This is a genomic window from Saccharothrix coeruleofusca (assembly GCF_014648515.1).
In the GTDB taxonomy this organism is placed as follows: domain Bacteria; phylum Actinomycetota; class Actinomycetes; order Mycobacteriales; family Pseudonocardiaceae; genus Actinosynnema; species Actinosynnema coeruleofuscum.
On the sequence record NZ_BMRG01000032.1, the window covers coordinates 23,760 to 35,603 of the forward strand.

At 72.2% G+C, this 11,844-nt stretch carries 9 protein-coding genes; 3 read left to right on the plus strand and 6 right to left on the minus strand.

The genetic code is table 11. The annotated features are described in order from the left end of the window. Positions 1 to 80 precede the first annotated feature (80 nt). A complete protein-coding gene (locus tag IEZ00_RS35120; RefSeq protein ID WP_189227667.1) occupies positions 81 to 1,061 on the plus strand; it encodes an RNA polymerase sigma factor in 981 nt (326 codons plus the stop codon). A gap of 12 nt (positions 1,062 to 1,073) precedes the next feature. On the opposite strand, the gene IEZ00_RS35125 is transcribed toward IEZ00_RS35120, so the two are convergent. The 6 genes from IEZ00_RS35125 to IEZ00_RS35150 all read right to left on the minus strand — a co-directional run bounded on the left by IEZ00_RS35125 (position 1,074) and on the right by IEZ00_RS35150 (position 10,465). After that, positions 1,074 to 1,718, minus strand: coding sequence for a class I SAM-dependent methyltransferase (locus IEZ00_RS35125; protein WP_189227668.1), 645 nt, complete (start codon positions 1,716 to 1,718; stop codon positions 1,074 to 1,076). Next, a complete protein-coding gene (gene cutA / locus IEZ00_RS35130; protein ID WP_189227669.1) occupies positions 1,715 to 2,035 on the minus strand; it encodes a divalent-cation tolerance protein CutA in 321 nt (106 codons plus the stop codon). The genes IEZ00_RS35125 and cutA overlap by 4 nt, the downstream gene beginning before the upstream one ends. A gap of 58 nt (positions 2,036 to 2,093) precedes the next feature. Continuing rightward, positions 2,094 to 3,101, minus strand: a complete 1,008-nt coding sequence (locus IEZ00_RS35135) for a LacI family DNA-binding transcriptional regulator (protein ID WP_189227670.1) — start codon at positions 3,099 to 3,101, stop codon at positions 2,094 to 2,096. A 260-nt stretch (positions 3,102 to 3,361) separates the two neighbouring features. Next, entirely contained in the window at positions 3,362 to 6,289 is a 2,928-nt protein-coding gene (locus tag IEZ00_RS35140; RefSeq protein ID WP_209619896.1) for a glycoside hydrolase family 48 protein, read from the minus strand. Positions 6,290 to 6,415: 126 nt separating this feature from the next. After that, positions 6,416 to 8,377 carry a glycoside hydrolase family 9 protein gene (locus tag IEZ00_RS35145; protein ID WP_189227671.1) on the minus strand — a complete coding sequence of 654 codons (1,962 nt, stop codon included), beginning with the start codon at positions 8,375 to 8,377 and terminating at the stop codon, positions 6,416 to 6,418. A 198-nt stretch (positions 8,378 to 8,575) separates the two neighbouring features. Beyond that, positions 8,576 to 10,465: a glycoside hydrolase family 3 protein gene (locus IEZ00_RS35150; protein ID WP_189227672.1), complete on the minus strand. Its 1,890-nt coding sequence runs from the start codon at positions 10,463 to 10,465 to the stop codon at positions 8,576 to 8,578. A gap of 422 nt (positions 10,466 to 10,887) precedes the next feature. Between IEZ00_RS35150 and IEZ00_RS35155 the strand changes: the two genes are divergently transcribed. Further along, positions 10,888 to 11,499: a cellulose binding domain-containing protein gene (locus IEZ00_RS35155; RefSeq protein ID WP_189227673.1), complete on the plus strand. Its 612-nt coding sequence runs from the start codon at positions 10,888 to 10,890 to the stop codon at positions 11,497 to 11,499. Continuing rightward, positions 11,499 to 11,844 (plus strand): glycoside hydrolase family 6 protein (locus tag IEZ00_RS35160; protein ID WP_189227674.1); only part of this gene is annotated, 346 nt, incomplete at its 3' end. The genes IEZ00_RS35155 and IEZ00_RS35160, both read left to right, overlap by 1 nt.

Sequence of the window (11,844 nt, forward strand, 5' to 3'; positions counted from 1 at the left end):
CCGATTCCGAAGCGGGTGCGGTTCAGCGCCCACGAGGACTGCCTCCGCCCCTTGGGCGATGGCTGATGCTGGAGGACGCGGTGGATTCCGAAGAACTGGCCGAAGCGGTGCGACGCGCGGTGCGGCGCTGCGTGCGGGCAGGTCTGTCGCGGGCCGAGGCCGAGGAGTGCGTGCACGAGGCCCTGCTGGCCCTGCTGGCACGCCCCGACCGCGAGGGGGACGAGGCGGTCCGGCGGCTGGCCGACCGGCTGGGCGAGGCGGGCCGCCCCAACCTGGTCGACCACCTGCGGCGCGGCGGACGCGAGCCGCACGCCGCGCGGCGACCCGACGCCCGCCCGCCGCGCGGCTCCGGCGACCTGGTCACCGAGCACGCCCTGGCCCGCTGGCTGGTCAAGGCCGTGCAGGACCTGCCGCCCACCACCCGGCAGGTGTGCCGCGCCCTGGCCGAGGGGCGGACTCCCGAACAGGTCGCCACCGAGCTCGGCCTGACCCACCGGGCGGTGCGGGCGCACCTCTCCCGCGCCCGGCGGGCGCTGCGCGGGCTGGCCGGGGACGCGGCGGCCTCGCTGGCGGGCGACACCCGACGACTGGTCCGGCAGACCGCCCCCATCGCGCTGGCCGCCATCGCCGCGGGCGTGGCGCTGGCCCCCGACCACCTGTCGCAGCCCGCCCACCTGCTGTCCGTCCCGATCACCGGTCACCAGCCCATGCCCGGCGTCCCCGCCGAGCCGGGACAGCGACCCGACCCGACGACACCGCAGGCGCTGCCCCCCGCGCCCCCCGCGCCACCGCCGACCACCGCACCGCCGCCCGTCCGCCGCACCGATGCGGCGACCGCGCCGGTGACGCCCTCCGCACCGGTCTCCCGGCCCCCGACGACCACCCCGACGGCGTCGGAGCCATCCGTTCCCCCGGTGCTGCCGCGGGTGGAGGTGGAGGTGTCCGGCCCGGTCGCGACCGACGTCGAGGTGCCGCCGGGGGCGGACACCCCAGGGGTGCGCGACTCGCTGCTGTGCGCCGTGCTCGCCCCGGTGCTGCCCGCGTCCCGCTGGTGCGGCTGAGCCGCACGGCGGTCAGGCGCGCTTGCGGGCGATCAGGCAGGCCTGGGGCACCTTCGCCGACTTCTCCCCCTCGCCCAGCTCGCGCAGCACCCTGGCCACCACGGTGAAACCGGTCTCCTCCAGCACCGCCGCGACCCGGTCGGGCCGCAGCCGGTGGAAGTCCAGCCCGACCCGGTGGCCGAACGCCTCGGCCAGGTGCAGCGGTTCATCGCCCACCTGGAAGGCCAGCAGCAGGTGGCCGCCGGGGGCGAGCACGCGGTGGAACTCCGCGATCACCTCCGGCTGCCGCCGCGGCGGGACGTGGATGAGCGAGTAGTACGACACCAGGCCGCCCAGCGCGGCGTCCGGCAGGTCCAGCGCGGTCATCGAGCCGACTTCGAAGCGCAGGCCGGGGTGCTCGCGCCGGGCCAGCGCGACCATCTCCGCGGACAGGTCGACGCCGAACACGTCCGCCCCTGCGGCGCTCAGGTGCGCGGTGACCCGACCGGGACCGGAGCCGACGTCGGCGACCGGTCCCGCGTCCCCGACCATCTCCGCGAACGCGGTGAGCAGCGCGCGGTCCAGCGGCGCGTCGGCCAGCGCGGTCCGGAAGAACTCGGCGTAGTCGGCGGCGAAGGCGTCGTAGGCCCTCCTGGTGACGTCGAGGAAGTCGGTCACCTGGTCGCCTCCGTGACCCAGCCGAGGTAGGCCGGGCTGCCGCCCAGCACGGGCAACGCCACCACCTCGGGCGTGTCGTAGGGGTGGTTGGTCTGGATGAAGTCGGTCAGCCCGGCGAGCCGGTCGCGGGTCGTCTTGGCCCACAGCTGCCACTCGCGCTCGTCCCGGACCTCGCCCTCCCACCGGTAGACGCTGCGGACCGGTCCGCCCACCTGGACGCAGGCGGCCAGCCGCGCTTCGACCACGGCCGCGGCCAGCCGTCCCGCCGATTCCTCGCTGTCGGTGGTGGTGATCACCACCACGTGTTCGTCGCTCACGCGGTGGAGGGTAGCCAGGGTGCGCGGCCCGGCGGGCCGACCGAGCGGAAAGCGCTTTCTAGTCGCATCGGCGAGCGGTGCTGGAGCGCTCCACCAACCGTGGCGGCAGCAGGGTCAGCGGCGGCACCGCGACGCGGGCGAGCTTGGCCATCAGCAGCTCCACCGCGCGGTGGCCCAGCTGCTCGGCGGGCACCCGCACCGACGTCAGCCGAGGTGCCAGCCGCTCGGCCTGCTCGTCGGGGCAGATGGCGACCACGGCGACGTCGTCGGGCACCTTGCGGCCGGTGGCGCGCAGCGCCTCCAACACCGACGGCAGCGCGGCCTCGTTGTGCACCACCAGCCCGGTGACCGCGGGGTGCCGCTCCAGCAGCCCGGCCACCGCCGAGCGCACCGACCCGTGGTCGGTCCCGGTCGGCAGCGTGGTGGAGGAGATGCCGCGCCGCATGGCCGCGGCGCTGAACCCGGCCATGGTGCGGTGGGCGAAGCCGGTGTCGCGCTGGTAGACCGCGCGGGGCGCGCCCACCAGCGCCACGTAGCGGTGGCCCAGGTCGGCCAGGTGGTCCACGCACCGCGCGCCCGCCTCGGCGAAGTCCAGGTCCACGCAGGTCAACCCGGCGGCGTCGGCGGGGTAGCCGATGAGCACCGAGGGGCGGTCCAGCTCGCGCAGCACCGGCACCCGCTCGTCGTGCATCTCCACGTCCATCACCAGCAACCCGTCGACCTGCGCGCTGCCCGCGACCCGGCGCAGGCCCGCCGCGCCCTGGTCGGCGGTCACCAGCAGCACGTCGTGCTCGTGGCCGCGCGCGGCGTTGGCCACCGCCACGACGAACTGCATCAGCACCGGCACGTGCATCCCCTCGCGCATGGGCAGCACCAGCGCCAGCACCCCCGCCCGGTTGCTGGCCAGCGAGCGGGCCCCGGCGTGCGGGTGGTAGCCCAGCGCCCGCACGCTGGCCTCGACCCGCGCGCGGGTGGCGGGCGAGATGGACCGGCGGCCGGTCAGCACGTAGGACACCGTGCTCGGCGCTACCCCGGCGTGCCGCGCCACGTCGGCGATGGTCACCACGTCAGCCCACCTCCGGCATTCGTCGAATTGGTCGAACGACCAGTAAGGGGAATCGAATCGATTCGACTCCGCGCCCGGTCCCGCGCAGTGCGGGAACGGAAGGTGAAGTGCACGAAATGTGACACACGCGACAACTCGACGTCAACCCCGGTCGCATTCGACTGGAATTCGCGGCGGTGAATCCGGGAAAACGCCGAGCACCCCCCGCACCACGTCGTGCGGGGGGTGACGGCGACCTTCGCGGGCCTATCTCGCGGAAATCACCCGAACAGCTCCGCGTGCAGCGAGAACGCCGTGGCGATCTCGGCCTGCGCCCAGAACCGGTGGTAGGTGAAGGTCGGGGCCGGACCACCGTCGAGGTAGCTCTGGACCTTCGACCACTGCGGGTCGTTGCGGTAGAACGAGCGGATCGACAGGAACGTCGAGCTCTGGTTGATCGTGTCGCCGTTGGGCATCTTGCCGGTCCAGCCCGGAGGCACGTAGGTGCCCTCGCCGGTGCTGGAGTTGTAGGCGTCGTCGAAGCGGTTGTAGTCCGACCGCGTCTCCGGCGTGGCGATGCCCTTGTCGGTCTGGTGCGCCAGCATCGCCTCGAGCAGGCCCTCGCCCGCGGTCCGCGCCTGGGCGTTGCCCGACTTGGCCGCGTAGTTGAGCAGGGTCTTGGCGTAGGACGCGGCCACGCCGACGTCCTGGCTGTGGTTGAGCACCGAGACGCGCAGGTTGGCGTTCGAGCCGGGGTTGGAGGCGTTCCAGGTGTCCGGAGCGCCGGTCCAGTTCATGTCCGACGGGATCTGGAAGTCCCCGCCCGTGCCGATCGTGGTGTTGGCCAGCGCCCAGGGGACCCACTTGTCGAGGATCTTCTTGGCCGTGGCGTTGCCGGTCATCTGGTACAGCGACGCGGTGCGCTCCATCTGCCACACCTGGAAGCCGAACCACCGGTTCGACGGCGGGTCGCGCCACACCGGGTGGGCGTCGTAGAACATGCCGTAGAAGGTCGGCGTGCCCGAAGGCGGCGTGCCGTACTGGCCCTCCCACGTGTTCGTGACACCGCCCGCGATGCCGCCGTCGGCGGACTGCAGCCACTGCAGCAGCTCCAGCTGCCGGGTCATCGACGTCGCCCAGTCCTGCTGGCCGGTCGCCGACTTCGGCTTGAGCGCGGGCACCTGCGACAGCGCGTAGGCCGCCAGCGGGTTCTGGTAGCCCTGGTGCGAGGCGCCGTCACCGATGCGCCACGCCCAGCCCGCGGACGTGTCGGTCGCACCGCCCCACGCGTAGTACCAGGACATCAGGTAGTGCGCGCTGTCCTTGCCGCTGCCCGCCGGGCAGGACGAGGGGCCGACGCAGTTGCCGATCTTCTTGAAGTACTTGTCGAACATGGCGTAGCGCAGGTAGTCACCCATCTTCGCGGCCTTGCCGATCTCCGAGGAGATCTCGCTCGCCTTGCCCTGCGCGGTCGCCCACTGCTGGGCCAGCAGCGCCACCTGCACCGCACGCGCGTCAGCGTCCGGGGCGTTGGTGTACTTCCACTGCTTGGCGTACTGGGCGTCCTTGGTGAACAGGTCGAGGAAGCCGTTGGGGCCGCCGTGCTTGAACGTGTCGCACGAGGGCTGCGGGATGGTCTCCCACACCGACTCCGACGAACCGCGCTGGTAGGTGTTGATGTACGCGGGCGCGGTGGTGCCGTCGCCGCACCGGCCGAAGCCGTAGGTGTTGTCGACGTCGAGCAGCCAGTGCATGCCGTAGATGTCGCTGTTGCCGTAGGCCGACCTCAGCTCCGCGGCGATCGGGTCACGACCCACCGGCACGTTGGAGTCCAGCTGCGACGGGTATGCGTCCATCCTCGGGTGCTCGGGCGCGTAGGTCGCGGGCTTGGACGCGTCGTACTTGTCGTTGGTGGGCTGGTCGGCCTTGGCCGGGATGATGAACTTCTCCATCGAGGCCCACGCGGACTTGAACGACGACCAGTCACCGGTGATGCGGCCGTAGCTGGCCTCCAGCCACAGGTAGTAGCTGAACGCCTCCGAGGTCGTCTGGTGCCCGTGGTCGGGCGCCTCGACCATCAGCGTCTCCACCGAGTGGTACGGCACCTTCAACCCGGAGAAGGTCCGGAAGTAGCCGCTGGCCGGGTCGTGGATCTTGGCGTACTGGTCCAGGAACGCCTGCTCGAAGTCCGAGGCGGAGGAGGAGATCTCCTTGACCTCCACCGCGGCCGCGGTCAGCCCGGCGGCGCTGGCGGTGAACGTGGCCGTGGCCAGGTCGCCGCCGTTGTTCGCCGAGGTCACCGTGACGTTCTGCTTGGTGTTCCAGTTCGCCGAGGTGAACGTCAGCGTGGCCGGGCCCGCGGTCAGGTCGGAGCTGCCCGCCGAGCGGGACACCGCGACGGTGACCGGGGAGGTCGGCTGGGTGGCCAGCGACACGCCGAAGGTGCCGGTCCGGCCCTGCCGCAGGCTCAGCGACGCCGGGCTGGCCAGCACCGCCTGGCCCGCGAGGACCTTGACGCCGACCGGGGCGGAGGTGCTCACGCCGCCCTTGTCGTCGGTGGCCCGCGCGGTGATGCTGTGGTCGCCGAGCGCCGCGCTGTTCCACAGGCCCTCGAACGGAGCGGTGGTGTCGGTGGCGATGACCGCGCCGTCGGACAGGAACTCGACCTTGGTGACGGTGCCGTCGGTGTCGGCCGCGGTGGCCGCCAGCGGGATGGGCGCGCCCGTCAGGTACGACGAGCCCGCCGAGGGCGAGGTCAGCGAGACCGTGGGCACCGCGTTGGGACCGGTGCACGGGGTGCCGTTGATCGCGAAGTCCGTCGGCGGGGTGTTCGTGGCGCCCTTGGTCCCGTTGAACCCGAGCGTCACCTGGCCGTCGGAGGGCAGGTTCGGCGACCAGGTCGGGGCCGCCACGGTGACCGCGGCGCCGTCCTGGCTGAAGGTGCCGTTCCAGCCCTGCTGCACGCGCTGGCCGTCCGGGAAGGTCCACGTGAGGCGCCAGTTGCTCACGGCGTCACCCTGGTTGCGGATGGCGACCGACGCGCCGAACCCGTTGTTCCACTCTCTGGTGACCTGGTAGTTGACGGTGCACGTCACCGCGGCGTAGGCCGTTGGCGCGATGACCGGCATCATCCCCGCGGCGGTCGCCGCCGCCGCTGTCAGCGCGAGCGGTCCGGTGCGCAACCGACCCGCTCTCGTGCGGTACCTCATGCGTCCTCCTCCTGCACGGATCAGCCGTTGACCCGCGAGCTTCAAGGCGGCGGCGGTGGTGGTGACGTGGCTTGGGTTCGGCACGAGGCGCCTGGGCGCGCAGAACGCCCCGTGCCGAGGTCCGGGTCAGGGCACGGCGGCCCCGGTCGGGTGTCCGTTCAGGACGGTGGTCGGTTCCTGGCCCCACAGGACGCGCCCGTCCTGGTGCAGCGGGACGCGCTCGGTCAGCGCCACGGCGTTGCCGGTGCCCAGCCCGGCGTAGGACCAGTCGTTGGTCGGGTCCCACGTGCCGCTGCTGGTGATCCGGAACTGGACCTCGTGCCGGTGCGCCGACTGCCCGCCGGGGTGGACGTCCGGGCAGGGGACGTCCACGTAGTACACCGATCCGCTGAACTGCGTGGGCGCGCTCGCGGTGCCGCACTGGTTGTAGTTCATGGTCACGGTGAGCTGGTCCGGCGTGGTGGAGCCGTCGAGGGTGAAGTAGTAGCGCAGCGAGCCGTCGAAGGTCCGCGCGGGCCACGCGGACTTGTTCACCACGAAGGCTTTCACCTCGGTGAAGTGGGGCGCGCTCTGGTTCACTGACGCCTGCACGGTCAGCTCGGGCCCGTCGGGGGTCTCCGCGACGGGGAACTCCGCCGACGGCGTGCCTCCGTACTCGCGGTACAGGCGGGCCAGCGCCCCGGTGAAAGCGGCGTTGTAGTCCAGCGCGACCTCGTTGGCGATGTAGTCGCCGCGGCTGTCGGTGTAGGCGTCGTTGTTCGTGCTGGGCCCGCCGACCAGCGCGCCGTACAGGACGTGCCTGCTGGTCGCCGGTTCCTGGATGGTGTCGGCCCACGCGCCGTGGGCGGTGCGGTGGTGCGGATTGCGCGGCGGGTTGGCGCCGAAACCCACGACGTAGCTGGACTTGCGCGGGTTGTCGCCCAGCGCGTAGTCGATCTGCCGCACGCCGAAGTCGTGGTAGGTGGTGGCCCTGGTGGCGTCCCTGGACTTGAGCCAGTCCGAGTAGACCAGCGCGACGAAGGCGGTGTTGGCCGCGTAGCGCAGCGACCCCCAGGTGTCGAGCACGGCCTGGCCGCCGGGCGAGTAGCGGACGCGGTTGCCGTTGTGGCCGGTGGTCCAGAAGTCCAGCCAGCGGTTGGCATCGGTGACGTACTGCTGCTCGCCGGTCAGCTTGGCCATCAGCACGTAGGCGCCGTAGGACTTGTCGTCCCAGGCGATGGTCCACCGGTAGGAGCGCTCGGTGCTCTGCGGCTCGGTGGACAGCTTGGCGTACTCGGTGCGCGCCTTGGTCAGGTAGGCCGCTTCACCGGTGGCCTGGTGCAGCCAGATCGCGCCCCACACCAGCTCGTCCTGGAAACCGCTGTGGGAGTTGTAGAAGTTGGCCGCGTCGGTGATGCAGGAGCTGTACTTGCCCCGGTAGGTGTCGGCGAAGCTGTAGAGCTGCCTGGCGTGGGTGAGCAGGGTGGCCGCGTAACCGGGATCGGTCGGCGCGAACACCAGGGAGGAGGCGGCCATCGCGGCGGCGTACTCGCCCGCCAGGTCCGAGCCGGGGCAGGAGGCGTCCACTTTGTACGAGGGACGGGCCATGCGCATCACCTCGGCGGACCCCCACCAGGCGTGGTCGGGATTGCCCGCGCCGACCTGGCCGTAGACCACGTTGGGCGACGGGTGCGCCTTGATGATCCAGTCGGTGCCCCACCTGAGGTTGGCCAGCAGGTGGGGCAGCTGGCCGGAGCTGTCGTAGGCGGCGCGGTTCTCCACCGCGCCCCACGCCAGCATGGTCATCGCCGCGCCGAACGGGAGGCCGAACTTCACGTGGTCGCCCGCGTCGTAGAACCCGCCGGACAGGTCGAGGCCGACGTCGGCGCCGTCGCGCAGCGCCGAGTCGCCGCGCCAGGACACCCGGTTGTCGGCGGGCAGGTCGCCCGAGCGCTGCGCGTCGTAGAACCAGATCGACTTCTGCAGCGCCTCCCCGTAGTTGAAAGCGGGTGCGGCCGAGGCCGCCTGCGGGGAAGCGACGACCACCGACGCGGCGCCCAGCAGCGCGGCGAGTGTGCCTGACAGCAGTCCGGACATGCGTCGTCGCATGACGGGCCTCCGTGGGGGCCGGCGGATGGGGTTCTGGGAGCGCTCCCAGCTCGGGACTGTAACGGCATCGAAACACCGTGAAAAGAGGGTTGGGCCACAAAACCTTGACAAAGGCATCAACGGGTCTCCCCACCGCTGGACTGAATGCCCCCTTCCGCTGGGCTGGACGACGCAGCGTGAGGGAACGCTCCCAGAACGTCACCTGCGGTGATGCCCGACAGCCGTGCCGCCGTTTGTGAACCCGGAAGGAGCGCGGTCGCCGTAGCCGAGGCCGTGCCCCAGCGGGTACAGCGGGGCCTTGCCGTCCCCGTCGTTGACCGGCTGCTGCGCGCTGCCCGCCATCCACGTCACCGGCAACCTGCCGGTCGGCTCGTGGTCGCCGAACAGCACGTCCGCCACGCCGCGCCCCTCGGTTCCGGGCAGCCACGCGGCCAGCGCGGCGTCCCACCCCGACACCTGCGAGGCGATGTCCAAGGGCCTGCCCGACACCAGCACGACCACCACCGGGATGCCCGCCGCCTTGAGCCTGGCGATGGTCTGCGCGTCCTCCCGGTCCAGGGGCAGACCGCCCGGACGGTCGCCGCGCCCCTCCGCGTACGGCGTCTCCCCCACCACGGCGATGGCCGCGGTGTAGGAGCCGTCCACACCGTTGCCGTAGCGCTCGTGGGTGACGGTCGCGCCGCCGCCGAGGAGGTCGCGGATGCCCCGCAGGATGGTCGTGCCCGGCGTGGTGCTCCCGCTCGCCCCCTGCCAGGAGATGGTCCAGCCGCCGCTCTGGTTGCCGATGTCGTCGGCGTTCTTGCCCGCCACGAAGTACCGGCCGGTCCTGCCCAGCGGCAGCACACCGTTGTTGCGCAGCAGCACCTGCGACCGCCGCACCGCCTCGCGGGCGAGCTCCCGGTGCGCCGCCGAGCCCACCGAGGAGGTGTAGGAGCGGTCCGCCAGCGGGCGCTCGAACAGGCCGAGCTGGACCTTCTTGGTCAGGATGCGGCGGTTGGCGTCGTCGACGCGGGCCTGCGGCACCCGCCCGGCCTGCACCTCGGCCTTGAGCAGGCCGGTGAACAGCTCGTAGTCGGTGGGCACCATCACCATGTCGATGCCCGCGTTGACCGCGGCGGCCACCTCGGCGCCGGTGAAGCCGCGCCTGCCGTCGAGCTGGTCGACGCCCGCCCAGTCCGACACCACGAAGCCGGAGAAGCCCAGCTCGGTCTTGAGCAGGTCGGTGATCAGGTAGCGGTGGCCGTGCGCCTTGACGCCGTTCCAGCTGCTGTAGGAGATCATCACCGAGCCGACGCCGCGGTCGACCGCGGCCCGGAACGGCGGCAGGTGCACCGCGCGCAGCTCCTGCTCGGTGATCCGCGCGTCGCCCTGGTCGACGCCGCCCTCCGTGCCGCCGTCGCCGATGTAGTGCTTGGCCGTGGCCAGCACCGAGGTCGGACCGCCCAGCGCCGCCCCCTGGAAGCCGTCGATGATCGACGTCATGGCCGAGGGGATCTCGGGGACCTCGCCGAAGGACTCGTAGGTGCGGCCCCACCGGTCGTCGCGCGCCAAGCACAGGCACGGCGCGAAGGTCCAGTCGACCCCGGTGCCCGTCATCTCCTCGGCGGTGGCCGCGCCGATCCGCCGGACCAGCTCCGGGTCGCGGGTCGCGCCCAGGCCGATGTTGTGCGGGAAGATCGTCGCGCCGTGCACGTTGTTGTGCCCGTGCACCGCGTCCACGCCGTAGACCAGGGGAATTCCCAGCGGTGTGGACAGGGCGGCGCGCTGGAAGGCGTCGTACATGTCCGCCCAGCCCTGGGCGGTGTTGGGGGTGGGCGCCGAGCCGCCGCCGGAGAGCACCGAGCCGATGCGGTAGGTCGCCACGTCGGAGGTGGTGGTGAGCGCGGCGCGGTCGACCTGGGTCATCTGGCCCACCTTGTCGTCCAGCGACATGCGGGCCATCAACTGCTCCACCCGGTCCTCGACCGCCTGCGGGGCGACCGGGGCTGCGGCGGAACGCGGGTGGGGCGCGGGCGTGGTCGCCGCCAGCACGACGGCGACCACGGCGGAGGTGAGGGCGGACAGTGGTCGGGAGGCGGTGCGCGTCATTGCGGGCCCTCCGGGTCCAGAGACGTCTGGGAGCGCTCCCAAAGTAAAAGCAGCGGAAAGTCCCGGACAACCACCCGACCGTTCGGCCCTCTTCGCGTTGCGCCTCGCGGAGTAATTCGACGAAATGAGCTGATCCACTTCCCGGATCACCGGAACGAGCGGTTGACGACCGGAACGGCCTAATCCCGCAGGAAGACGCCCACGAGCCGTGACGAAGACCCTCACCATTTATTCGACATTCGGCACGGCTCTGGAATGTTAACGTTTACAACTCACTCCGAGTGAGAGCCGACGAGACCGGGATCGTCGAATGCCGTCGAATCGACCCCTTTGCCGAGACGTTTCCCTGTGGTTACAGTCCCGACCACCTGGGAGCGCTCCCAGGTGGCCCGCACAGCACCGGCGCTGCGAGGGAGGACGACATGCGGCCGACGACGAACCCGGCTCGCGGCGCCGCCGCGGTCGCCGCGCTCTCCGCGTGCTCGGGCGTGCTGGTGCCGGCGGGCAGGACCGCGGGCGCCACCTCCGGGTGCCTGGTCGACCACGAGGTCGACCAGCGGGAGGCCGGGTCCACCGCGCGGCTGGCCGTGCGCAACTCGGGCGGGCCGATCACCGGCGGCTGGACGCTGGACTGGGAGTTCCCCGACACCCCGGTCCTGACCGGCGGCTGGGGCGCCACCTGCACCCAGTCCGGGCGGTGGGTGCGCGCCCGCGACCCGGAGTGGACCCGCGACATCGCCCACGGCGCATCGGTGCGCCTGGGCTTCCAGGCCTCCCACTCGGGGGCCGACACCGCTCCAGCCGAGTTCCGGCTGAACGGGGCGCCGTGCGCGAGCGGCACGGCGCCCACCCCACCGTCGGCCGGCGCGGTGACCCGCAACCGGACGTCAACGGCGACGTCACCCACGCGGTCCACTCCGGACCGCGTGGCGCGGGTCACCGCGCCGGGCGGCGGACCCGCGCCCGGCGCCGCGCCAAGGCGTTCACGGTGCTGGTCCACAACGCCCACCCAGCCCTCCGAGGAGATGGACTGATGGCGAAGACGGGCAAAGCCGCCACCGCGGGCGCGCTCTCCAGCGCGCTGGTGGCGAGCGCCGTGGCCCTGGCGCTCGGCGGTGGCGCGACCACCGCCAGCGCGGCCGACTCCGAGTTCTACGTCGACCCGAACACCAGCGCGGCCCGGTGGGTCGCGGCCAACCCCGGCGACTCGCGCACCCCGGTGATCCGGGACCGGATCGCCTCGGTCCCGCAGCCCCGGTGGTACACCACCACCAACACCTCCGCGGTGCGCTCGCAAGTGGACTCGTTCGTCGGCGCGGCCGCGGCGGCCGGGAAGATCCCGATCCTGGTGGTCTACAACATCCCCAACCGCGACTGCG